Annotated in this window: 22 protein-coding genes; 11 read left to right on the top strand and 11 right to left on the bottom strand. The window is 35.8% G+C overall.

The annotated features are described in order from the left end of the window. Positions 1-108 precede the first annotated feature (108 nt). Entirely contained in the window at positions 109-2,496 is a 2,388-nt protein-coding gene (locus ACN1CN_RS03675; RefSeq protein WP_419134692.1) for a TonB-dependent receptor domain-containing protein, read from the top strand. Positions 2,497-3,237: 741 nt separating this feature from the next. On the opposite strand, the gene ACN1CN_RS03670 is transcribed toward ACN1CN_RS03675, so the two are convergent. After that, on the bottom strand, positions 3,238-3,906 hold the full coding sequence (locus tag ACN1CN_RS03670; RefSeq protein WP_264523462.1) for a ZIP family metal transporter: 669 nt from the start codon (positions 3,904-3,906) through the stop codon (positions 3,238-3,240). Between the two features lie 91 nt (positions 3,907-3,997). Next, positions 3,998-4,762 carry a class I SAM-dependent methyltransferase gene (locus ACN1CN_RS03665; protein ID WP_264523463.1) on the bottom strand — a complete coding sequence of 255 codons (765 nt, stop codon included), beginning with the start codon at positions 4,760-4,762 and terminating at the stop codon, positions 3,998-4,000. Between the two features lie 167 nt (positions 4,763-4,929). Here ACN1CN_RS03665 and ACN1CN_RS03660 point away from each other — a divergent pair, with 167 nt between their 5' ends. From ACN1CN_RS03660 to ACN1CN_RS03650, 3 genes are all read left to right on the top strand, one after another. Continuing rightward, positions 4,930-6,093 (top strand): THUMP domain-containing class I SAM-dependent RNA methyltransferase, encoded by a 1,164-nt coding sequence (locus ACN1CN_RS03660; protein WP_264523464.1) that lies wholly within the window; start codon positions 4,930-4,932, stop codon positions 6,091-6,093. 88 nt (positions 6,094-6,181) lie between these two features. Next, on the top strand, positions 6,182-6,418 hold the full coding sequence (locus ACN1CN_RS03655; RefSeq protein WP_017498385.1) for a hypothetical protein: 237 nt from the start codon (positions 6,182-6,184) through the stop codon (positions 6,416-6,418). Positions 6,419-6,433: 15 nt separating this feature from the next. After that, positions 6,434-7,126, top strand: coding sequence for an aspartate/glutamate racemase family protein (locus ACN1CN_RS03650; RefSeq protein ID WP_419134691.1), 693 nt, complete (start codon positions 6,434-6,436; stop codon positions 7,124-7,126). A gap of 63 nt (positions 7,127-7,189) precedes the next feature. Here ACN1CN_RS03650 and ACN1CN_RS03645 read toward each other — a convergent pair whose 3' ends face one another. From ACN1CN_RS03645 to rlmD, 3 genes are read right to left on the bottom strand one after another with little or no spacing between them, the layout of a single operon-like run. Next, the gene (locus ACN1CN_RS03645) at positions 7,190-7,993 is read right to left on the bottom strand and encodes a DUF6048 family protein (protein WP_419134690.1); all 804 of its coding nucleotides are present in this window, start codon (positions 7,991-7,993) and stop codon (positions 7,190-7,192) included. Continuing rightward, positions 7,965-8,516, bottom strand: coding sequence for a DUF6452 family protein (locus ACN1CN_RS03640; protein ID WP_291286218.1), 552 nt, complete (start codon positions 8,514-8,516; stop codon positions 7,965-7,967). Before ACN1CN_RS03640 ends, ACN1CN_RS03645 begins: the two co-directional genes overlap by 29 nt. Before the next feature lie 10 nt (positions 8,517-8,526). Beyond that, the gene (rlmD, locus tag ACN1CN_RS03635) at positions 8,527-9,939 is read right to left on the bottom strand and encodes a 23S rRNA (uracil(1939)-C(5))-methyltransferase RlmD (protein WP_419134689.1); all 1,413 of its coding nucleotides are present in this window, start codon (positions 9,937-9,939) and stop codon (positions 8,527-8,529) included. 159 nt (positions 9,940-10,098) lie between these two features. Here rlmD and ACN1CN_RS03630 point away from each other — a divergent pair, with 159 nt between their 5' ends. Together ACN1CN_RS03630 and ACN1CN_RS03625 are read left to right on the top strand one after the other, a co-directional pair. After that, positions 10,099-11,148, top strand: a complete 1,050-nt coding sequence (locus ACN1CN_RS03630; RefSeq protein WP_264523469.1) for a sensor histidine kinase — start codon at positions 10,099-10,101, stop codon at positions 11,146-11,148. Between the two features lie 500 nt (positions 11,149-11,648). Next, the gene (locus ACN1CN_RS03625; protein WP_419134688.1) at positions 11,649-12,665 is read left to right on the top strand and encodes a hypothetical protein; all 1,017 of its coding nucleotides are present in this window, start codon (positions 11,649-11,651) and stop codon (positions 12,663-12,665) included. Between the two features lie 492 nt (positions 12,666-13,157). On the opposite strand, the gene cysM is transcribed toward ACN1CN_RS03625, so the two are convergent. Both cysM and ACN1CN_RS03615 read right to left on the bottom strand, forming a co-directional pair. After that, entirely contained in the window at positions 13,158-14,045 is an 888-nt protein-coding gene (gene cysM, locus ACN1CN_RS03620) for a cysteine synthase CysM (RefSeq protein ID WP_291286221.1), read from the bottom strand. Positions 14,046-14,047: 2 nt separating this feature from the next. Then, a complete protein-coding gene (locus ACN1CN_RS03615; RefSeq protein ID WP_419134687.1) occupies positions 14,048-14,839 on the bottom strand; it encodes a serine O-acetyltransferase in 792 nt (263 codons plus the stop codon). A gap of 190 nt (positions 14,840-15,029) precedes the next feature. On the opposite strand from ACN1CN_RS03615, the gene ACN1CN_RS03610 reads away from it, so the two are divergent. The 3 genes from ACN1CN_RS03610 (at position 15,030) to ACN1CN_RS03600 (ending at position 16,844) form a co-directional block, all read left to right on the top strand. Further along, positions 15,030-15,731, top strand: a complete 702-nt coding sequence (locus ACN1CN_RS03610) for a DUF1003 domain-containing protein (RefSeq protein WP_419134686.1) — start codon at positions 15,030-15,032, stop codon at positions 15,729-15,731. A gap of 386 nt (positions 15,732-16,117) precedes the next feature. Beyond that, positions 16,118-16,303: a hypothetical protein gene (locus tag ACN1CN_RS03605; RefSeq protein WP_017498305.1), complete on the top strand. Its 186-nt coding sequence runs from the start codon at positions 16,118-16,120 to the stop codon at positions 16,301-16,303. Next, positions 16,293-16,844: a Smr/MutS family protein gene (locus ACN1CN_RS03600; RefSeq protein WP_419134685.1), complete on the top strand. Its 552-nt coding sequence runs from the start codon at positions 16,293-16,295 to the stop codon at positions 16,842-16,844. Before ACN1CN_RS03605 ends, ACN1CN_RS03600 begins: the two co-directional genes overlap by 11 nt. Positions 16,845-16,989: 145 nt before the next feature. Here ACN1CN_RS03600 and ACN1CN_RS03595 read toward each other — a convergent pair whose 3' ends face one another. After that, positions 16,990-17,970 carry a hypothetical protein gene (locus ACN1CN_RS03595; RefSeq protein WP_419134684.1) on the bottom strand — a complete coding sequence of 327 codons (981 nt, stop codon included), beginning with the start codon at positions 17,968-17,970 and terminating at the stop codon, positions 16,990-16,992. Positions 17,971-18,057: 87 nt separating this feature from the next. Here ACN1CN_RS03595 and ACN1CN_RS03590 point away from each other — a divergent pair, with 87 nt between their 5' ends. Further along, a complete protein-coding gene (locus ACN1CN_RS03590; RefSeq protein ID WP_419134683.1) occupies positions 18,058-19,182 on the top strand; it encodes a cysteine desulfurase family protein in 1,125 nt (374 codons plus the stop codon). Between the two features lie 204 nt (positions 19,183-19,386). Here the strand turns inward: ACN1CN_RS03590 and ACN1CN_RS03585 are convergent, their stop codons facing one another. Genes ACN1CN_RS03585 through glf form a run of 3 tightly spaced genes read right to left on the bottom strand, consistent with a single transcriptional unit; the run spans position 19,387 to position 21,818 of the window. After that, positions 19,387-19,947 carry an L-threonylcarbamoyladenylate synthase gene (locus tag ACN1CN_RS03585; protein ID WP_291286225.1) on the bottom strand — a complete coding sequence of 187 codons (561 nt, stop codon included), beginning with the start codon at positions 19,945-19,947 and terminating at the stop codon, positions 19,387-19,389. 1 nt (position 19,948) lies between these two features. Then, the gene (locus ACN1CN_RS03580; protein WP_264523477.1) at positions 19,949-20,713 is read right to left on the bottom strand and encodes a DUF4422 domain-containing protein; all 765 of its coding nucleotides are present in this window, start codon (positions 20,711-20,713) and stop codon (positions 19,949-19,951) included. Then, a complete protein-coding gene (glf, locus tag ACN1CN_RS03575) occupies positions 20,706-21,818 on the bottom strand; it encodes a UDP-galactopyranose mutase (protein ID WP_264523478.1) in 1,113 nt (370 codons plus the stop codon). The genes ACN1CN_RS03580 and glf overlap by 8 nt, the downstream gene beginning before the upstream one ends. Positions 21,819-21,870: 52 nt before the next feature. Between glf and ACN1CN_RS03570 the strand changes: the two genes are divergently transcribed. Next, positions 21,871-22,749, top strand: coding sequence for a hypothetical protein (locus ACN1CN_RS03570; protein WP_419134682.1), 879 nt, complete (start codon positions 21,871-21,873; stop codon positions 22,747-22,749). Positions 22,750-22,805: the final 56 nt, after the last annotated feature.

Here is a 22,805-nt window from a genome sequence, read left to right as displayed (position 1 = left end):
TCATTTTCTCAGAAGAAATGAGTTCGACTTTTTTTTGTCGGTCGAATTCTCAAAATTTCCAGGGCAACTTTGCTTCAAATTAATCGAACAAGTTTAAAACCAGAAATTATGAAAAAAGTTTGCCTCCTTATTATTTTAGCATTGCCAATGTTTGGTTTAGCACAAACAACTGCAAAATTAAAAGGAAAAATAGCCAGCGAAACAACTGCATTAGAATGGGCAGATGTTTCGGTATTCAATTCAGAAGGAAAAATTATAGAAGGAACGACAAGTAAACAGGACGGATCTTTTGAGATGAGTCTAAAAGAGGGTTCTTATAAAATAGGAATAAGTCTGTTGGGATTTGTTGATTACGAAAAACAGATTACGATTGAAAAAGATATCGATTTAAAGACCATAGTTTTGAAAGAGAACACCACCCAATTAGGCGAAGTTGTAATCAAAGCTCAAAAAAGTACGATCGAGCAAAAAACGGACCGTCTGGTTTATAATCTTGAAAACAATGTAACAACGGTTGGCGGTGATGCTTTGAGCGCCATCAATACAGCGCCGGGTGTTGTGGTGCAAAAAGACGTGATTAATATTTTAGGAAAAGGCGTTTCCCGCGTGATGATCGATGGACGTATCGTTGAATTAACCGGTGAGGAACTAAACAATTACTTAAAATCGATCTCGGCAGCGGATATCAAAAATATAGAGATTATCAGTAATCCTCCGGCAAAATACGAAGCCGAGGGAACAGGTGGACTCATTAATATTATACTGAAAAAAGGTGCCCGAAACTCCTGGAAAAATACGACCACTACTTCTTACGATCAAAATAAGTACGGGGCTCTGACCTTGAGAGACAATTTCTTTTACAACAAAAACAAGTTCCGATTCTCGGCCAGCATTAATGGAAAAACAGGACATAAATATGCCGATGAATTTCTGGACATGTATTTTCCTGACGGACTTTCTGAAATGATTATTAACACAAAATTTAAGGATCAGAACTTATCCGGAAAACTAGCCCTGGATTATGATTTTTCAGATCGTATTACAGTTGGTTTTCAGTTATTAAGCGATAGAAGTAACCCCGATTTTAATTCGGATATCAGAATCAATAATTACAATACTAAAAATGAACTGGATAATTTCATTTTGAACAATAGTTTTGTGGATAAGCAGTCCGGTAATCAGACGTATCACGGGCATGTGATTGCAAAACTGGATTCTTTGAACAGAAAGCTGTCTTTTGATGTGGATTACTTTAATTACGATTCGAAATTTGACAGAAGTTCTATTGCCAATAATTACAGACCAGACAACACCTTTGTGGGGATCAACCAGTCTGCCAGAAATATTTCGAAGCAGGATATTGATAACTGGAGTTTTAAGGCAGATATGGAGCATCCGCTTGAAGCGTTTAACTTGTCGTATGGTGCAAAAATGAGTTTTACAAACAGCAAAAGTTATATCCTTTATTACGATACAATTACGGGAGTACCGGTGCTGGATTCCAACCAGTCCAATCGATTTAGATATACCGAGAACAATCAGGCGGTTTACATTAACGGAGATAAAAAAATCAACGAACATTGGAATTTTCAATTGGGATTGCGTCTTGAAAATACCAAAACAAATGGTTTTTCGGAGACTTTAAATGAGGAGACCAAGAATAATTATCTGAGATTGTTTCCAACGGTCTATGTTTCGTACAAGAAAAATGAAAACAATAATTTCAGTTTGAATTATGGAAAACGAATCAGCAGACCTCAGTTTGATCTGATGAATCCGTTTCGCAACTACATTAACAGTAACAGTTATTCAGAGGGGAATCCGTTTTTAAGACCTTCTTTCAGTGATAATTTCGAATTTACCCATTCGTACAAAGGAGTCCTGAGAACCAGTGTATTCTTAAACGTTATCAATGATGGTTACGGGGTGATTTTTACTTCAATTCCGGAAACCAGTACACAGATTGTAACGAGAGAAAATTATTTCAGAGATCTTAAATATGGAGTAGGAGAGAGCTATTCGGCCAGTTTTGCAGCGTGGTGGCAAAGTGAAAATACGCTGTATTTCTTAGGGTCAAAGACAAAGTTTATAAAAGATATTCATGCCACGCCATCGAACAGTTTAGAAGTTAATTTTTCAACCAATAATACGTTCTCATTAGGGAAAACCTCCAAGCTGCAGATTGATTTTAATTACAATACACCTTCTAAAAGCGGTTTGTACAAAACAGGCTATATGTCGAGTCTTGATATTGGTTTCAAGCAGGAACTGTTGGGTAAATCAATGCAAATTGCCTTTTTGGCCAATGATATTTTTAATACCTCTTATTTAAAAGATCTGGTTTCGGTTGTAAATGGTGTAAAGCAGGTATACAGTCAAAATTTCTCCAACCGATTTTTGCGTTTGTCTGTTATTTATAATTTCGGGAATAAAAAGATAAACGTAAAACAGCGTAATTTCGGAAATCAGGAAGAGAAAAACAGAACCGGGAATTAAAAATAATAGATAAAATGATTGCTGATTTTTGATTAACGATTGTAGATTTCAGATTTGGTATTGCTTAATAATCATCATCTATTTTCCCAGATTTCATAAATCTGAAATTTACAATCTCTTAACTTAATGACATTGGTGCCGAGCCTACGGCTCTTTTTATTACGATGCCTATTTCTTACGACGGATTAAAATCCGTCGCTACAATATGGGGCGAACCGATGGTTCTTTTTATTATGATGTCTTTTTCTACGACGGATTTTAATCCGTCGTTACAATATTATTCGAGCCTATGGCTCTTTTGGAACGTTAACGCTTTATTTTATGGAAATCGAATTGTGCAGAACCTATTATGTTTTTATGGTTCTATTTAGCTTATATGAATGGATTATGTTCTGTTAACAACAAAAACAATCAAACAATCAAGTTCCGAAGGAACGATAAATTTGTAGCAACGGATTTTAATCCGTTGAAAATAAGATGTGTTCAAAATAAGTTCCAGCGGAACGACACATTCCGCAGCAATTTTAAGCCATGACAATGATTTTTGCTTCTTTTTGAGATTAAATTAACCTGAGTTAACAACAAAAACAATCAAATAATCAAGTTCCGAAGGAACGACAATTTTTGTAGCAACGGATTTTAATCCGTTGAAAATAAGATATGTTTAAAATAAGTTCCAGCGGAACGACACATCTCGCAACAACATTAAACCACGACAATGATTTTTACCTCTTTTTGAGATTACAGTATAAAGGCCAAAAGAACTCCAAGAACAATCATAGAGACTTTGGCAACATTAAATTTATGTCCTTCGCTGCTTTCGAAAATAATGGTTGAGGAGATGTGAAATAAAATTCCAATTACGATAGCAGTAATCTCGGTGTAATATTTGTTTAAAATAGGCAAATATTCAGAGGCAACCGTACCTAGCGGTGTCATCACTGCAAACGTAAGCATGAAAGCAAAGATGGCCTTTTTATTCAGGTCGGCATTGATGAAAAAGGTAGTCAAAATTACGGCGATTGGCAAATGATGAATGGCAATTCCAAGCGCCAGACCGTGATGGTGACTTACCGGAAAACCTTCCAGAAAAGCATGAATACACAAACTGGCAAACAGCAGCCACGGAATCTGCGACATCTTAGCGTGTCCGTGAACGTGACCGTGTTCGGCTCCTTTAGAGAAAAATTCAAGTATGATCTGGAATAAAATCCCAACCATAATGAAGATCCCAATATTGGCATTGTGTGTTTCGTAAACTTCCGGAAGCAAATGCATTACGGTTAATGACAATAAAAATGAACCGCTAAAAGCAAGCAATAGTTTTAGATTGGTTTTGCTTTTTGGTTTTAAAAACAAAGCCACCAGATAACCTAAAAGTACAGAAAATAAGGGTAATAGATAATTCATTTTTTATTGTTTAATCGTTGATTTGTTTAATCGGTTAATTGTTTTTTTGTTCAGCGATCAAACGGTTAAACAATTAAACGATTGCCCAATTTTATTTAAAAATCATGATTAATCGTTCGCTTTCGGTTTTGTGGAATTTTTTTAGTCTGTAATCTCCAAAAATATCCAACAGGAAAATACCGGCTTCGGCCATTAGATCTTCAAAATCTTTTAAAGTTAAGGCTTTTACTTTTTCGGTGAAATGGTACTTTCTTCCCTGATCCTCAAAATCGATTTCTTTAAAAATATGTCCGTCTTCAACATATCTTTTGATTTTAAAATCAATTCCATCCACATTTTTGACTTCTTCGGGTACCAATGTTTCGATTACCTGGGTAACATTCATGAAATCGATTACCGCAAAACCATATTCAGATAAACTTTCTTTAATGGCTTTAAGCGTTGTCAGATTGTCGTCGTCACTTTCGAAATATCCGAAACTGGTGAACAAGTTAAAAATAGCATCAAATTTTTCGTCAAAAGGCTCACGCATATCGTGTACCTTAAAATGAAGGGTGTCGTTACTGTTTTTAGTGGCTTCGGCGATACTGTTTTCAGACAAATCGGCTCCTAAAACATTAAATCCCAACTGATTTAAGTAGATGGAGTGACGGCCTTTTCCGCAGGCTAAATCCAGTACTTTTGCTTTTTCAGGAAGATTCAGATAATGGGTCAGATTGTCCATGAAAATCTGAGCTTCGCGATAATTTCGGTCTTTATAAAGGATATGATAATATGGAGTATCAAACCATGAAGTAAACCAATTTTCGGTATTACGTTCCTGATTTGGTGAGGATGAGTTTGCTGCTTCAGACATTTATTCTATTTCAATTAATTCAAAGTCCCGCAAATTTAGTGTATTTTTGCCGAAAAATAACTATTTCGCAACGATACCTCACGAATCATTGCAGAGATGCAGCAGGTGTACAGAGATGCAGATGCAGAGATGAACAGCAGTGCATTTGAAATAATTCAAAAATAAAGATGGAAGAAAATTTTAGAATGATAGCCAAATGTTTTTTTGGCTTTGAAGAAATATTAGAGAATGAATTGCGTGCTCTTGGTGCTCAGGATGTCGAAAAAGGAGTGCGAATGGTAAGTTTTAAAGGAGATAAGGGGTTTATGTACAAAGCTAATTTATCGCTTCGCACAGCGCTTAAAGTTTTAAAACCTATTTATTCGTTCAGAGCCAATAACGAACAGGCATTGTACAAAGGAATCTCGGGTGTAAATTGGTCAAAACTGTTAAATGCCAATCAGACTTTTGTGATCGATGCGACGGTACATTCAACTTATTTTAATCACTCTGAATTTGTTTCTCAAAAATGTAAAGATGCTATTGTAGATCAGTTTAGAGAAAGAACCGGACAGCGTCCGAGTATCGATAAAGCTTTTCCTGATTTAAGAATCAATGTGCATATCGATAAAGATCAGGTTTCAGTAGCACTGGATACTTCCGGGAATTCACTGCATCAGCGTGGTTACAGAACGGCTACGAATATTGCGCCAATCAACGAAGTTTTGGCAGCGGGAGTGTTATTATTGTCAGGATGGGAAGGGCAAAGTCACTTTTTAGACCCAATGTGTGGTTCGGGGACCTTTTTGGCTGAAGCTGCTATGATCGCCTGCAATATTCCAGCGAACATTAACCGTAAAGAATTTGCATTCGAAAAATGGAAAGACTGGGATAATGATCTTTTCGATCAGATTGTAAACAGTCTGATGAAAAAAACGAAGGAATTTCATTATACGATAAAAGGTTTTGACAAAGCGCCAAGTGCTGTAAGCAAAGCCAAAGACAATATCAGAAATGCCAATTTGGAGGATTATGTTACCATAAGTGAGGACAACTTTTTTGATACAGAAAAAGCTGTGGAAGGAAAGTTACACATGGTTTTCAACCCGCCTTACGATGAGCGTTTAGACATTCATATGGAGGAATTCTATAAAAGCATAGGAGATACTCTAAAGAAAAGCTATCCGGGAACAAATGCCTGGTTTATTACAGCAAATCTGGAAGCCCTGAAATTTGTGGGCCTAAAACCATCCCGAAAAATTAAACTTTTCAACGGAAGCCTTGAAGCACGTTTGGTAAAATACGAAATGTACGAGGGAAGTAAGAGAACGAAATTTCAAGTTAACGAATAGTTGCAAAGAGGCAAAGGTTCAGAGGTACAAAGAAAATACACTTTGTCGCTCTGAACCTTTGTACCTTTGAACCTTTAAAAAGAGAAAAATGACAAAACTACAAGTAAGAGCTTTTTTATACCAATTAGGGTGTTTCGCAATTCTATTTATTTTAGGAAGATTTTTGGTAGCTTCTTATACCGGATTAACTGGATTTTGGATTCCGATGACCGCTTTTATTGTGGCGACTTTGATTTCGCCTAAATTTCAGTCGGTGAAAACCAAAGACGGAGAAAAGCTTTTCATGAAATGGATTTTTATAAAAGGGATTAGAGAAATTGGATAATTAATTGATTTTTATATGAGGGTAATTGGACTTATAGGCGGAATTAGCTGGGTTTCTACAGCAGATTATTATAAACTTATAAACGAGGGAATCAATGATAAGCTGGGAGGGCTTAATTTCTCAGAGTGTCTGATTTATTCTTTCAATTATGCTGATATTAAAAAAAATAACGATGCCAACGACTGGGATTCGACTTTTAAGATGCTTTTAAAAGGATGTCAGTTTCTTGAGCAGGGTGGAGCCGAAGCTATTGTTTTGTGTGCTAATACCATGCATTTAATCGCTGACAGGCTGGAGGAAGCGATCGACATACCAATTATTCATATTGCAACGGCAACCGCAGTAGAAATTCAGAAGAAGGAAGTTAAAAAAGTAGGTTTGCTGGGAACTAAGTTCACTATGGAACTTGATTTTTTTAAAGATAAATTAGCAGCAAACGGAATTGAAACGATTATTCCGAAAAATGATGCCGACCGGGATTTCATGCACACCACAATTTTTGAAGAGTTGGGGAGAGGTTTGGTAACCGAGACAACTAAAAAACGCTATCTCGAAATTGCCAATCAATTGATTGAAGAGGGTGCTGAGGGAATTATTTTAGGTTGTACCGAAATTCCTTTAGTGATAAAACCCGAAGATGTTGCTGTACCCGTTTTTGATACCACATTAATTCACTCGTTGGCTGCAATTGAATTTCAATTGTCATAAAATTAAAAAATCCAAATTCTAATATAACTATTGGAATTTGGATTTTTTAATAAGTAAGGTTTGTTATTTTCTAATCGTTTCCTTTTTTATTAATTCAGGAATGATGGTCTTTTTCTTATAAAGCGGAATGAAGTAAGAAACGGTATAGTTAAAACCAATCCCAAAACTACCATCGTATGTTCTGTTGAAACCCGGGATATAAAGATTATCAAATCCGGAAGGTTTTTGGTTGGCAACTAAAAGTTTCAGTTGAACCCCAAAACCAACAAACACATTGTTAAAAACTTTTGCTTTTATTCCCAATGCAACTTCAGCCCAACCCGCTGTAAGGCCATTGTATTTTTCACCCGAAACAATTGCCGGCTGTTCTCCCCAATATGGATTTGGATTGTAAATCTTATACGTATTCAGTTGCTGACTAAAAGTACTGAAACCGCCTCGCAGACCTATTGTAATTAAATTCTCCATGTCCAGCCAGTTTTGATACAAATTGTAGTCAAAACCTCCTTTAATGTAAGTTCCGGTCGTGGTTGAATTTAATCGGTCGTCGTCTGTGGTTTTATCTTCAAAACCAAGCTCGGCAGCCAGATAGTATTTTTTTGTCAGACGAAAATCACCCGTAACCTCGATACCTTTATAATTTTTATCGTATAATCCGCGAGTTAATTTGTACAAATCAACTCCTACGCGAAGTCCGTAACGATCTGTTTTGATACTGTCTCGTTTGGTTTCCTGAATAGCAGGTTTGGCCGCTTGTGACTTCGGTTTTTCTTTTGTTACTGTTGTGGTTGATGTTTCCTGAGACTGACCCAAAAACATTGAAAACAATAAGCAAATACTAAAAATAGATCTCAATGTGTGTTTCATTTTCAAGTTCAACATTAAATTGCTTTACAAAAATCTGTTTGATCCATGCTCCGTCACCCGCCGGATCTGTTTTCACGAAAGGGTTTATTTCGGGAAGAGTAAAAGTGGTCTTAAAACCACAGGCTCTTGACACGTAAACATTTTGATGCGTGTAATTAAAAGTGATAACATCGGTGTTTTTAGCCGCCAGATTGGTGGTTAAAGAGTTATAAACGAAGCGATATGTTGTAGTATTCTGATCTGTTCTCAAGGGTATTGAAACAGTGTTTGAATTGGTTACATATCTTGTAAGATCTTTTTCGTCTGTTATGCTTTTATTAAAAACAATTCCTTTGTTATCTCCCTCTGCTCCTCCAATTACCATCAGATCTTTTACATTTTGTTTTTGAGTGGGTTCACTGTCTTTGTAAAATGTAATCACTAATCTTGGAGTAGTGGGAGTGTTGGCATCACAAATGTCATCTTTCTCACAACTGGACAGACCAAAAGTAAAGATTAATAAAAGAGAGATTATTTTTTTCATTTAAGTTTTATTATCGAAGTTCTAAAAGTACAACATTTTCGACATGATGCGTTTGCGGAAACATATCAACAGGTCTAACACGGGTTACCTTGTATTTCTCGTCCATTAATGCCAAATCACGTGCCTGAGTTGCCGAATTACAACTTACATAAACTACTTTTTTAGGAGCAATTTTTAAAATTTGATCAATAACGGCAGCGTGCATACCATCTCTTGGCGGATCTGTGATAATCACATCCGGTTTTCCGTGCTGTGCAATGAAAGCTTCGTTAAAAACGACTTTCATGTCACCTACAAAAAACTCACAATTGGTAATATTATTGCGTTCAGCATTGGCTTTAGCGTCTAAAATCGCTTCAGGAACACTTTCCACACCAATTACTTTTTTTGCTTTTTTGGAAACAAACTGTGCAATTGTTCCGGTTCCGGTGTACAAATCATAAACCGTTTCGTTGCCGGTAAGTCCTGCAAAATCACGGGTTATTTTGTACAATTCATATGCCTGATCCGAATTGGTCTGGTAGAAAGATTTAGCGTTGATGCTGAATTTTAAACCTTCCATTTCTTCCAGTATATAATCTCTTCCTTTGTACAGTTTAATATCCTGATCGTAAATAGTATCATTTTGCTTAGCATTTACCACATATTGCAAGGAAGTAATCTGTTGGAACTTTTCGTAAAGATGATCTAAAATCAATTCACGGTTTTTAGGGTCATTTTCAAAAAACTGAATCAGTACCATGATTTCACCGGTAGAAGCCGTACGAATCATTACCGTTCTTAATAAACCGGAATGTTCTCTCGGATTAAAGAAAGCCAGATTGTGATCGTTTGCAAAAGCTCTGATTTCATTTCTGATAGCATTTGACGGATCTTCCTGTAAATGACATTTTTGAATGTCCAGAATTTTGTCCCACATTTTCGGAATATGAAAACCTAAGGCATTTCGGTTGCCTAAGTCTTCTGTGCTTTCGATTTCCTTTTCGGTCAACCAACGGCTGTTAGAAAATGAAAATTCCATCTTATTTCTGTAGAAAAACTGTTTTTCAGAACCTAAGATATTTTCGAATTCAGGAAGTTCGACTTTCCCGATGCGCTGCAAATGATTTTTTACTTCGTTTTGTTTGTAATACAGCTGTTGGCTGTATTTCATATTTTGCCATTTACATCCTCCACAAACGCCAAAATGATCGCAGATTGGCTCAATACGATGTTCTGATAATTCGTGAAATTTTACGGCTTTGCCTTCATAATAGGCTTTTCTTTTCTTAAAGGTTTGTACGTCTACTACATCGCCAGGAACGACATTCGGAATAAAGATTACTTTTCCGTCAGGAGCCTTTGCTACTGATACTCCTTTTGCTCCTGCATCAAGAACCTGAATTTGATGAAAGACAACTTTGTCTGTATTTTTTCTTCCCATAGCGCAAAAATAAGGGTTTGTAAACTTTTATAAATTTAATTTTTAAAATATTTTATCAAATTCCCTAATTTAGTGGTTTAATCGAGTTTAAAAGTTAACTTTGTTTATAACAAACCCCCTGAATGCTGCGTTTTTAACCTATTACTATTGTTGTCTTTTATGAAGTTGTATCATAGTCTGTCTCAAATTGGCTTTTTGAAGAAAAGTTATGCGTTTAAATTTTTGTTTGTTGCTTTTATCGGTATTCACATTCCACTGATTGGAATCTTATTTTATGTGCTGTATTACAATCACAGCATTTCGGCTACCTCTATTTTAATTTTCTCTCTCGTCATGACTTTATTGGCGACATTGATCACATTATTAGTTTTAAACCACTTAATTAAACCTATTTCGATAGCTTCGAAAGCTCTGGACGATTACAGAAACAATAGAAGATTATCTATTTTACCTACGGAATATAGCGATGAGGCAGGTTTGTTGTTGTGCAACATTCAGGAATCTATTTATGAATCAGAAAGTTTTATCAATGAAAAACAGGATCTGATTTATATGCTTTCGCATGATTTGAAGAATTTTGCAGGAAATCCGCAAGGATTGGCGAGGTTGATTATAAGCGAAAATCCATCAGAATCCGTTCGTCAGTTGGCAGAATTGATTTGCGAATCCACTAATCTGCAATTCCGATACATTGAAAACTTCATTAAATTATTGCAGGAACAGGATAGAGTGGTCAAAGGGAATTTAGAGATGAGAATGATTTCATTTCCTAATATTTTGCCTTTTATCAACGAACAGGTCGAACAACGTTTGATCGATAAGAACATTAAATTGAGTCTGAACTTAGAACTGGTTGAAGCAAAACTACGAATTGACGAAGGTTTACTCGTTCAGGTTTTAGTGAATTTGATTAGCAATGCGGTTAAATTCTCTTATTTTGACAGTGAAGTTAAAGTCCGAATGTATACGGAAGATGGTAGATTTATCGTAACCGTTACCGACAACGGAATTGGCTTTGATAAAACTCAGATTGACGAGCTCTTTAAAAAATTCACAAAAATGAGCCGACTGGGCACTGCTAACGAATCCTCAACAGGTATTGGTTTGTATTTGTGCAAAAAAATAATCGAGAAGAACAAAGGAAAACTTACGGCGTCCAGCGAAGGTAAAAACAAAGGTGCCGAATTTAAAATTGAGTTTGATTTGTAGTCCATAGATATCTCCATTTTCCTGAATATATAAAAAGTATAAGATTGCTAAGACTAATATTGCAAGATATTTTTAGTGACTTTAGGGAATAATTTATCGTATTTATATCAAATTAGGAATTGGCGAAGTATAGTCAAAAGTACTAAAAGACATCAGAAATAGTCATCTTGGACGCATCGTAACCATATTCAGCATTATCATATTACCTCCCCCTCATCAATAAGTGCTAATATTTTTTTTAGGGAACATGTTCAAATTGTTCTACAGTATCTCCACATAATTAAGCTTGTATTAAATGTGGGAAAATGGTAGTGATGTATTAGAAATGGATACTAAAAATATTATAGAAAATTGAGGGATTAACAATTTACATCAGTAAGGAAAACAAAGGTAATTTAGATCTTAAACAAAAAATAGAAAAATTAGAAAAAGAAAACAACACATTTAAATTATTATCTAAAAAGCTCCCTAAGCTTGAGAATTAAATCAAATATTATATCATGAAAAAAACTATACTCAGTACTTTAATTTTAATATCTTCTGTATTTTCAATGAAAGCTCAGATATATGGAACAATAAAAGGAAACTCTACTAATGATAACGTAGGTATTGGAACTAAAACTCCTATTGAAAAGCTTGATATTAATGGTGGAACTGGAGATGGGGCTTCATTTGATGCAAGAATGGCATTAACAAAAGTTTCAAGTACGGGAAATGTTTTGAGCGCAAAATTAGTTTTAAACGATGCGGATACTAATTTTGGTAATCTAAGTTTTAAAGTAAAAACAACTCCTAGTGAATGGGAACTCGAAGAGTTCTATACTAATGCTCTGACTATAAAAGGATTTAATGCCTATGTAGGTATTGGTACCAATAATCCTATCGAAAAACTTAACATTAATGGTGGAACTGGGGATGGTGCTTCATTTGATGCAAAAATGGCATTAACAAAAGTTTCAAGTTCAGGAAATACTCTAGCTGCAAAAATAGTTTTAAGTGATGCAGATACTAATTTTGGTAATTTATCATTTAGAGTAAAAACAACTGCTAGTAAGTGGGAACTTGAAGATTTCTATACAGATGCTCTAACAATAAAAGGATCAAATGCAAATGTAGGAATCGGTACAACAAAACCAGATGAGAAACTTACTGTTAACGGAAAAATTCATGCTCAGGAAATTAGGATAGATCTTTCTAGTCCGATGACTAAGGTTCCTGACTATGTCTTTACTAATGATTACAAGTTAAAATCACTACAAGAAGTAGAAGAATTCATAAAACAAAATAGTCACTTACCAGAAATACCTTCTGCAAAAGAAATTGAGAAAAATGGTCTTATGCTTGCTGAAATGAACATGAGTTTATTGAAAAAAATTGAGGAACTTACACTTTACTCTATTGCTCAGGAAAAGAAAATAAATTCGCAAGCACAAGAAATTGAAACCTTAAAAGATTTTGCTCTTCGCATAGTGAAAATGGAAAATGAATTAGCTAATATAAAAAAAATAAAACAATAGAATTTCAAACTCTAAATTAGGCGTATTCAGAAGTAAGCTAACATTTGAGTAAAACAATAAAAAATGACCGATTTTGATTTTCAAAATCGGTCATTTTTGTGTTTCACGTTTTTTATGGATATTCTTAAGTTGAAAAATGATTTTTTGTTCTCAAAAAGACACCGGTATTCTGTCGGATTTTTGCTACGCCACTATTTTTAGTGATTTTTTTAAAATAATTTTTCCTGTTTCAAGTTCATTTGCGGTATACCGCTCCGCCTGAGCTATTTCGTTATAAGGAGATGATTGTGTTATATTTATTTAGCTCCTTCGGAGCTTACAAAAACTTTTGTTTAATATAAATCGGTGTCAATTCGTGTTTTCGCTTTAGCGAATCCGTTTCATCCGCGTACCATATTCGCAAAGTTCTTGTATCAAAATTTATAGTTTATGGTTCTGAATCAATCCTACTTTCGAATAAAAGCATTTCTAAATCAGAACCATAAAGTTTTTTTAGTCAAATAAATCAGAAGATAAATAACGGTCACCGCGGTCACAAATTACCGCAACGACAACCCCTGACTCCAGTTGCTCTGCAATTTTTAGGGCTACAGCTACAGATCCTCCGCTGCTCATTCCGGCAAAAACACCTTCTTCAAGAGCCAGTCTTTTGGTCATTTCTCTGGCTTCTTTTTCGCTGACGTCAATAACAGTATCTACTTTTGAGGCATCGAAAATTTTTGGTAAATATTCCTGAGGCCATTTTCGGATTCCCGGGATCTGAGAACCGTCGCTAGGCTGGGCCCCTATGATCTGAATGTTTTTGTTCTTTTCTTTTAAATAAGTCGATGTTCCTATAATGGTTCCCGTGGTTCCCATAGCCGAGACAAAATGAGTTACCGTTCCGTCAGTATCCCTCCAGATTTCAGGACCTGTTGTTTTGTAATGTGCTTTCCAGTTGTCGTCATTTGCAAACTGATTTAACATCAAATAACCGCCTTCAGCAACTTTTTTGTCGGCATAGTCTCTTGAACCGATAATTCCTTCGCTAGCGGGCGTTAAAATAACTGTAGCGCCATAAGCACGCATGGTTTGAGTTCGTTCTTTTGTAGAATCTTCCGGCAGCACCAATTCAATTTCAATTTGAAACAATTGTGCAATCATGGCCAAAGCGATTCCCGTATTTCCGCTGGTAGCCTCAATCAGCTTGTCGCCTTTTTTAATATCGCCTCTTTCGACAGCGGATGCAATCATGTTGTATGCCGCTCTGTCTTTTACACTTCCTCCGGGATTGTTCCCTTCGAGTTTCAGTAAAAGTTTTACGTTTTTATTTTTAACCAAATTGACAGTTTCCATCAAAGGAGTGTTTCCAATTAGGTTAAGCAATTTCTGTGGACCCATTTTTATCTTTTTTCTTTTATTTTGACTTCAGTAGTAGTGGTGTTTAAAACGATCGAATCTTCTGGAATCGATTTGGTAATCCATGCATTTCCGCCTACAACGCTGTTTTTTCCAATGGTAGTTTCACCTCCCAAAATAGTAGCGTTGGCATAAATGCACACATTTGCTTCTACAGTCGGGTGTCTTTTAGCATTTTTCATTTCTTTGCTTACGCTCAGAGCTCCCAAAGTAACACCCTGGTAGATTTTGACATGTTTTTTAATCACGGTAGTCTCGCCAATCACAATTCCGGTGGCGTGATCAATAAAAAAAGGAGAGGCGATATCGGCTCCGGCATGAATGTCGGTTCCTGTAATACGATGGGCATACTCGCTCATTAAACGCGAAAAAAGCAACAAATCCAAAAGATACAATTCATGACTTAGTCGATAAATGGCAATCGCGTAAAATCCGGGATAGCCCAGATATACTTCGTCGATGCTATTAGATGCAGGGTCATTTTCAAGGATGTATTCGGCATCCTGATTCAGTTTTTCCAAAACCCCAGGCAGTTTCTCCAGAAAACGCTCCCAAATGGATTCACACAGATTTTCCGATTTTTTGCACGCCAGAACAGCGATTTCCTTAAAACGAATTTCCAGTTCTTCGATGCTCTCGTCTAAAGCTGCATTGGAATCAAAAAGGGTGTAAAAAAGCTTTTCGGTAAAATCTTCTGTTTTGGTTTTGATACCGTAATTGATGTTAGAATGACTTTTTAAAGCTTTTATGTTTTGTATGATAGTGTCTTTTGTCACAATTGTAAAATTGAATGGATAATAAGAAACGCTAAAAGTAAGGTGTTTTTTGTAAATAAAGGCACGAATTATATAAAGAAATTTTCTTTTGAGAACTGTATTTGTGATAAATAAAAGAAATGCAAATGCTGGTGTTTTATGTAATTCTTAAGGAGTTAAATGCGTAAATTAGCAAGTAAAATTTATAAAAATGAAAAACAATTCGACTTTTAAAAGCGCTATCTCTGATATTTCCTTTCCTGAAACCGATAAAATTTACGGAAAATCGATACACGATCCCATATTAGGATTGATCATTAAAGACCATCCTTCTTTTAGTGATGAGGATTGTATTGCTGTAAAAGAATTGAATGAATACCGTCAGCGATACATTTCAAACTATTTGTCAACCGAAATAGGAGCACTTTCCGATCTTGAAAGAAATGTTATTTCCTCGCTAAAAGAAGACAAGTCGATTGTGAGTACGGTAGAAGATGAAGTAGAAACCCGAAATTTTGGGCAGAGAGTGGCGGATCAGGTGGCAGATTTTGGCGGAAGCTGGACGTTTATCATTTCGTTTCTGCTTTTCATTGTGGTTTGGATCGGCGCGAATGTTTATATTTTGGTCAACAAAGGTTTTGATCCGTACCCGTTTATTTTGCTGAATTTGATCTTATCGTGCATTGCGGCATTGCAGGCTCCGGTAATTATGATGAGTCAGAATCGTCAGGAAGAGAAGGATCGAAATCGTGCCAAAAAAGATTATATGATCAATCTGAAATCGGAATTGGAGATTAGAATGATTCATGATAAAATTGACCATTTGATTATGCATCAGCAACAGGAATTGATCGAAATTCAAAAAGTTCAAATCGAAATGATGAATGATATTTTGAATCAGATTAAAAAATAATTCTTACAAAAAAAACAAGAAGAAAGTAACTGATTCGAGATTGCGAAAGAATGTTTTTTTGGGTTTAAGAGTATGGACTGTTTTGAGCAATTGAATTTATTCTTTTGCTAAAAGAAGAACTTCATTTTTTGAAAATTGAAAAGCGGTATGGTGAATGAAATGCACTTTGGGTACTACTGAAAATTAGTGTAAAAAAGTAAGAATAAAGCAGGCCTTAAATCTACTGGATTGTACTTGTGAAAAAGGAAGGTTTTGAAGTGCTGGAAGTGTATTTGTTTTGCCGAAGTTAACGGCTTGTTTTTTTTAAAAAGAAGGAAAGTAGTTTCGGGAGGAGGGAGTTGCTATTTTAAAGTTTCATACTTTTGGACTTTCAATACTTATAAAAAATGAAAGCGTTTAAAATTTTAATAATGATTCTTGCTATTTCGGTAGCGTTATATGAGCAAGTATCAGCAGAAAAAAACATCTACATCATGGTTATTGCGATAGCGGTTTTCATGTATGGAATGATGCAGTTGAGTGCAAAAACACCAAGTAAAAATCAAGATAAAGAAGAGCAGGATGTTGACTAAAGGAGATAAGGTTTCGGTTTTAGACGAAGCCATAAATGGAACAGTGGTTTCAGTGAAAAACAATGAGGTTTTGATTGAAACTGAGGATGGATTTACGATGACATTTTTTGTCAACGAATTACTTAAAGTGCAAGATTCCAGTAATTTAATGAATTCTATTAAAAGAATTGATTTAGATGAGATTTCAAAGGAGAAAACCGAGCCAAAACCAAGAAGTTTTGTCAAAGAAAAGAAGGATAAGCGCGAAATTTCGGCTCCTGAATTTGATTTGCATATCGAAAAACTGGTACCAAACAAACGCGGAATGTCTAACTACGATATTCTCGCCTTACAGACAGAAACGGCAAAAAGACATATTGAATTTGCGATCAGAAACCGCATTCCGAAAATCGTTTTTATTCATGGTGTCGGCGAAGGAATTTTAAAAGCCGAACTTGACTTTTTATTGGGGCGTTACGACGGAATCGATTTTCAGGATGCCAACTATCAAAAATATGGCTTAGGTGCTACTGAGGTTTATTTTAGGCAAAACCAAAAATAAAGCTTTGTTTCGACGGGAAAATATTGAGAATAAAGCATAAAAAAACGTCCGTTTTTCTTTCTGAATTTGTAGTAAAATCAGACTTGAAAACGGACGTTTTTTTGTAGGAAATAAAGCGTCGGTCAAAAACCGCGTTTTAACTTTTTTATGGGGCAGCTACAACCTCAAGGGTTCCGTAGTTATAAGTGCTTGGTAATTTAAAGCTGCTGTTGCCTTTTGTGAATCTCACGCCTTTAAGAACAATAGTATGGAAGTAAGTAGTTCCAACAAGTGATGTGCTTACTTCAATAATTCCACTTACATTTTGTTCACCATTATCTGCGATCCAAACTTCGTTTACCGAAGGAGTACTTGGTAGTGGTGAAGAACAAAAATAATTCTGATCCAGAGAACCGTTGTTATAAGTACGTACAAAAACCCTGTTTGTAGTGGCATTGATTAAGCCTCTTTTAGGCTGATTTGTGGGTGTAACTACTTTTTCAAGTAAAGCGGTATCGATATTGTCAATGGTTAAAGCAGTCGAGGCGCTAAAGTTAAACAGCTGCTTTGTAGTAGGACATTGTCTGACAACACCTAAGAAAGTTGTAGTAGGAGAAGCGTAAGTGGTTTTGAACACTCCGAAAGAGTATTCGGCCTCTACCTGTGGTCCTGAAGGTTTAAGGAAAGTAATGTTTTGGAAAACAAGACTGTGGTTGTAGCCTGTAATTTTAGAACTTCCATCGGGACTGTCTGTTACTTCTGCGGTACTAATATCTATGATTTTTCCGGCTGTAGCCTGCCATTCCTCTGTTACGCTTGGTGTTGTTGGGGGGATAGCGCCACAGATATTTGCGGTGCCAACCAAACCATTATAGGCTCGGTATACCACGCGGGTTGTGGTGTTGTTGATGTCGAAAGATAAGGGTTTTCCTGGTGCTGTTGCATCATTTACAAGAGTGTTTTCAGGGAACTGAATCATTAACGACTCTTGTTTTTTAAGTTTGTATATAAGATTATTTGTTGTGGTATTACAGGTCTGAGCTGTAATAGTTGGGTCACTAAAATCAATTGTATCTACTGTTAGATCTCCATCATCGCAGCCGTTTAATAAAAGCGCAAAGAAGAGAAGGCTTGCATATTTTTTCATCGTAATTTTATTTGAGGTCAAAAATAGTGAAAAATTTGGCAAATGATATTCAACATTTGACAATTGATATTTCATAACTTTGCAGCAATGAAAAAAGTATACCTCGATAACGCCTCTACAACCGCCATGCGTCCTGAAGTAATTCAGGAAATGACAAAAGTAATGACAGAAGATTTTGGTAATCCGTCTTCTACACACAGTTTCGGAAGAAATGGAAGGACCATTTTGGAGCTCTCCAGAAAAAGTATTGCCAAGCACTTAAATTGTACCGCACAGGAGATTATTTTTACTTCTGGAGGTACTGAAGCCGATAATTGGATTCTTCGTTCTGCAATCGAAGATCTTAAGGTCGAACGCATCATTACAACCAGAATCGAGCATCATGCAGTGCTGCATACCGCAATGGTTTTAGAATCGGAGTACAAGGTTCAGGTTGATTATGTGAATATCAACGCTGACGGAAGTATCGATGTAACGCATTTATCAAATTTATTAGCCGAAGAGAAAAAGACAATTGTTAGTCTGATGCACGTAAACAATGAAACCGGGACTGTTTTAGATCTGGATAGAGTTGGTGTAATCTGTAAGCAATACAATGCTTTGTTTCATTCGGATACCGTTCAGTCTGTTGGAAAAACAGAGATCGATTTGCAAAAAATCCCTGTTGATTTTATTGTGGCAAGTGCACATAAATTTCACGGTCCGAAAGGAGTGGGGTTTGCCTTTGTTCGAAAAAACTCCGGATTGCAGCCTTTAATTTTTGGCGGAGAGCAGGAAAAAGGACTTCGTGCGGGTACGGAAGCGGTGCATCAGATTGCCGGAATGGCAAAAGCACTGTCGCTTTCGTACGAGAATTTAGAGCAAGAGAGAAGTTATATCACTGATTTGAAAATGTATTTGATTGATCAGCTCGAAATTCATTTCCCGGGTTTCAGAATCAACGGCAAAAAAGAGGATTTTTATAACATCATCAACATTATTTTACCTTTTTCGGCCGATAAAACGTCCATGTTGCTGTTTAGTCTGGATATGAAAGGAATTGCAGTTTCAAGAGGTAGTGCCTGCCAGTCCGGGAGCGTGAAACCATCACATGTTTTGAAAGAAATGCTTTCGGAGACGGATTTAAAATTGCCAAATCTCCGAATTTCATTTAGTCATTTCAATACCAAAGAAGATATCGATTGGTTGATTGAGAGTTTAAAAAGTGTTTAAAAGGTGCTAAGATGCTAAGGTTCTGAGGTTTTATAGTTGCAAAGGTGCAAAGGTGCAAAGGTGCAAAGGTACAAAGGTACAAAGGTACAAAGGGTTGTATTGCGATTGTTGTAGCCTGAAACCTGAAACTTGAAACTATTTACTCACGAGTCGCTATTTTTTTTGCATTTAGCGAATCAGCAATCTAAAATCTACAATCTAAAATTACTTACGTATCACTTTTACCTGTGAATCCTTTGTTAGTTTTATGATGGTGGATGGTTTTCCGGCAATTTTATCGTGATAAAGATTTACTACATAATCTACGCCTTTTACAATCTCGGGATTGATGTCTTTAAAGGCAATAGGAGTAGGTTGTCCTGAAATATTGGCTGAAGTAGAAACCAATGGCTTTTTCATTCGTTCTAATAATTTGAAACAGAATGGTTCTTTTACGAGGCGAACTGCAAGCGAATTGTCTGCTGCGATAATGTTTGGAGCAACATTACGCGGTTCGTCTAATATTAAAGTAGTTGGTTTTTCGGATAGATCTAAAATTTGCCAGGCTACTTCAGGGATGTCTTTAAATACATTGTACATCATTTTTTCCCCGTTCATCAATACAATCATGCTTTGTGTTTCAGCACGTTGCTTGAGTTTGTATATTTTGGCAACAGCCTCCGGATTTGTTGCGTCGCAGCCAATTCCCCACACCGTATCGGTAGGGTAGAGAATGATTCCGCCTTCTTTTATGACTTCGTACGCTTTGGTTATTTCTTCGTTCATATTACAAGTCAATTATTTTGTATGATGGGACTCCTTTGATTTTGAAGTTATGGTGATACATATAAAGATTGATTAATCTTTCGGATATAAAACCAAAAATTCGGGCCTGATAAGCATCTTCCGGAATTGTAATTCGGGATTCCAGTTCAAACAGTATGGAAAAAAGCCAGGTGTAGTAAGCATCAAATTTTTCTTTTGAACTAACCATCATATTTCCCATATGAAACAGAGTTCCTTCATCAAGAAACTGAGTAATACTGTTTTTGTATTCCGGGTATTTTTCCAGAATGATCTGTTTGGTTAAATCCCAGTCCTCTTTTCTGTGTTCTTCAACATAATTTTGGGTCAAAGATCCTTTTTTGAATTTATAAGGACGGCATAGAATTACATCATACTCTGAAAGAATAGAAGCTATTTTTTTCTCCAGTTTTTCAGAAGATACGTTGTACAGTTTAGTATTTTTGAAATCTTCGTTTTTGATTTTTTTCTGTGCCGAAGGTTTTAAGTTATACCAGTCGTTGTAAAAGTTAAGATATCTTCTGTAATGACAAATGCCTACATAGTCTGCTTCTTTTTCATTTTTCCAAATCCAGTATGCAGCTGTCAATTCACAATAATTACTGTTTTTGTTTCCAATATTGTCCTGCGTGTTATCTCTCAGGATAGTAGCAGTGATTGGTTCGTTTGTTCCAACCTGAATTGGAACGAGAATATCATTGGATAATACCGGGTTTTCTTTATGAGTTACGATAAAAATCTTAATCATTTGTCAATTCTGTTTTAGATCGTTTTAAAGCTATGGCGATGATCTGGTGCATGTCGTAATACTTGTATTCTGACAATCTTCCTCCAAATATTACATTCGTTTGTTCTAACGACAACTTTTTGTATTCTTCAAACAGTGTCTGGTTTTTAGCATCGTTTATCGGATAAAAAGCCTCATTAGAAGGATTCCATTCGCATGGATATTCCTTTGTGATAACCGTTTTCTTCTGTTTGCCAAATTCAAAATGTTTGTGCTCGATTATTCGGGTAAAAGGGTAGCTGGCATCGTTGTAATTAATGACCGCATTTCCTTGAAAATTGTCGGTGTCAAGCGTTTCGTTTTCAAAACGCAGCGATCTGTATTCAAGAACGCCTAACTTGTAATCAAAATATTCGTCAATTTTTCCAGTGTAGACAATTTTGTCGGCAAGTCCGTCAAATCTTGCTCTGTCTGAGAAATAATTGGTATTGGTTATTACTTCAATTCCGTCTAACAACTTTTCGATAAGTTTATTATAACCACCAATTGGGATTCCCTGATAGGTATCGTTAAAGTAATTGTTGTCAAAAGTAAATCGAACCGGAAGTCTTTTTATGATAAAAGCAGGTAATTCAGTAGCTTTTCTTCCCCACTGTTTTTCGGTATATTCCTTTATGAAATTATCATAGATATCTTTTCCAACAAGACTTAGCGCTTGTTCTTCCAGATTTTGAGGATTTTTTACACCATAAGCGGCTACTTGTTCATCAATTTTTGCTTTGGCCTCCTGAGGAGTTTTGGTTCCCCAAAGCTGATAAAAAGTATTCATGTTAAAAGGCAAATTGTACATTTTACCTTTTGAGAGTGACATTGGGGAATTTGTAAAGTTGTTGAATTCAACAAATTGATTTACATAATCCCATATCGCTTTATCGTTGGTATGAAATATATGTGCGCCGTATTTGTGAACATTAATTCCCTCGATATTTTCGCAATATACATTTCCTCCTATGTGTTCTCTTTTGTCAATTACCAGGCATTTTTTTCCTGCTTTTGTGGCTTCATGAGCGAACACACTACCATAGAGTCCTGATCCAATTATTAAATAGTCATATTGCTTTTTCATGATGCAAAAGTAGAGATTAATTAGTAAATTGCAACAAATTACAAAAGTAAAAATGACAGGAAAAATACAAGTAGGCTATCTGGTTTCGTATGATTATGAATTGTTAAAAACTTCACTTCCAACGGTGTATAATGAGGCAGATGCTGTTTTTATCGCCATTGATAAAAACAGAAATACTTGGAATGGCGGAAGCTTTACGATCGACGACTCTTTTTTTGAGTGGATTAAGACCTTTGATGTCGAAAAGAAAGTAGTGGTTTATGAGGATGATTTTTATGTTCCGACGCTGACAACAATGGAATGTGAAATTAGAGAGCGAAAAATGCTTGCCGAAAAAATGGGAATCGGAAATTGGATTGTTCAGGTGGATTGCGACGAGTATTTTGTTGATTTTAAAAAGTTCGTTTCAGATCTAAGACGATACGATTCTTATTTGATTAATCCCGAGAAAAATCCAATACAAATTTGTGCTTTTTGGGTGATGCTTTATAAGTATACCGATAAAGGAATTTTGTATGTAGATAAACCGTTAAAAGCAATTTTTGCTACGAACTATCCTAATTATAAAAGCGGACGCAGAATTAAGGAACGTCAGATTTATACCAACAACATTGTTTTGCATGAATCGTTGTCAAGAACCGAAGAAGACTTGCGTTTTAAGCTTGACAATTGGGGACATAATGTAGATGTAGACAAAGGGTTTTTGGACAAATGGCTCGTTGTGAATGAAAACAATTATAAAGACTATAAGGATTTCTACTATTTGCAGCCTAAAAGATGGAAGAAGCTGGGGTTCTTTTCAACCAAAAGTATTCCTCAGATAAAAGAGATTATTGAAAAGGAAAAAAGGCTAAACGTACCTAAGTTCACGCTTTATTTTAAGAATTTCGGACAGTGGCTGAAATACTCTCTAAAAAAGAAAAAGGCATAGGTTAAAAAGCAAATTTAATCTCAGAATAATTGATTTTTCTTAATTATAAGATTAAT

Source organism: Flavobacterium sp. T12S277, assembly GCF_048514875.1.
Taxonomy (GTDB): domain Bacteria; phylum Bacteroidota; class Bacteroidia; order Flavobacteriales; family Flavobacteriaceae; genus Flavobacterium.
The sequence above is the reverse complement of the archived record's forward strand: the minus strand, read 5'-3'. Positions and strand labels throughout refer to the sequence as shown.

Coding starts and splice junctions, on each gene's coding strand:
- ACN1CN_RS03625 (WP_419134688.1), top strand. CDS start 11,649: ATGAAAAAAACTATACTCAGTACTTTAATTTTAATATCTTCTGTATTT.
- ACN1CN_RS03665 (WP_264523463.1), bottom strand. CDS start 4,762: ATGTCTGAAGCAGCAAACTCATCCTCACCAAATCAGGAACGTAATACC.
- ACN1CN_RS03610 (WP_419134686.1), top strand. CDS start 15,030: ATGAAAAACAATTCGACTTTTAAAAGCGCTATCTCTGATATTTCCTTT.
- glf (WP_264523478.1), bottom strand. CDS start 21,818: ATGAAAAAGCAATATGACTATTTAATAATTGGATCAGGACTCTATGGT.
- ACN1CN_RS03580 (WP_264523477.1), bottom strand. CDS start 20,713: ATGATTAAGATTTTTATCGTAACTCATAAAGAAAACCCGGTATTATCC.
- ACN1CN_RS03585 (WP_291286225.1), bottom strand. CDS start 19,947: ATGAACGAAGAAATAACCAAAGCGTACGAAGTCATAAAAGAAGGCGGA.
- ACN1CN_RS03645 (WP_419134690.1), bottom strand. CDS start 7,993: ATGAAACACACATTGAGATCTATTTTTAGTATTTGCTTATTGTTTTCA.
- cysM (WP_291286221.1), bottom strand. CDS start 14,045: ATGGGTCCACAGAAATTGCTTAACCTAATTGGAAACACTCCTTTGATG.
- rlmD (WP_419134689.1), bottom strand. CDS start 9,939: ATGGGAAGAAAAAATACAGACAAAGTTGTCTTTCATCAAATTCAGGTT.
- ACN1CN_RS03600 (WP_419134685.1), top strand. CDS start 16,293: ATGTTGACTAAAGGAGATAAGGTTTCGGTTTTAGACGAAGCCATAAAT.
- ACN1CN_RS03670 (WP_264523462.1), bottom strand. CDS start 3,906: ATGAATTATCTATTACCCTTATTTTCTGTACTTTTAGGTTATCTGGTG.
- ACN1CN_RS03605 (WP_017498305.1), top strand. CDS start 16,118: ATGAAAGCGTTTAAAATTTTAATAATGATTCTTGCTATTTCGGTAGCG.
- ACN1CN_RS03630 (WP_264523469.1), top strand. CDS start 10,099: ATGAAGTTGTATCATAGTCTGTCTCAAATTGGCTTTTTGAAGAAAAGT.
- ACN1CN_RS03570 (WP_419134682.1), top strand. CDS start 21,871: ATGACAGGAAAAATACAAGTAGGCTATCTGGTTTCGTATGATTATGAA.
- ACN1CN_RS03640 (WP_291286218.1), bottom strand. CDS start 8,516: ATGAAAAAAATAATCTCTCTTTTATTAATCTTTACTTTTGGTCTGTCC.
- ACN1CN_RS03675 (WP_419134692.1), top strand. CDS start 109: ATGAAAAAAGTTTGCCTCCTTATTATTTTAGCATTGCCAATGTTTGGT.
- ACN1CN_RS03595 (WP_419134684.1), bottom strand. CDS start 17,970: ATGAAAAAATATGCAAGCCTTCTCTTCTTTGCGCTTTTATTAAACGGC.
- ACN1CN_RS03655 (WP_017498385.1), top strand. CDS start 6,182: ATGACAAAACTACAAGTAAGAGCTTTTTTATACCAATTAGGGTGTTTC.
- ACN1CN_RS03660 (WP_264523464.1), top strand. CDS start 4,930: ATGGAAGAAAATTTTAGAATGATAGCCAAATGTTTTTTTGGCTTTGAA.
- ACN1CN_RS03590 (WP_419134683.1), top strand. CDS start 18,058: ATGAAAAAAGTATACCTCGATAACGCCTCTACAACCGCCATGCGTCCT.
- ACN1CN_RS03650 (WP_419134691.1), top strand. CDS start 6,434: ATGAGGGTAATTGGACTTATAGGCGGAATTAGCTGGGTTTCTACAGCA.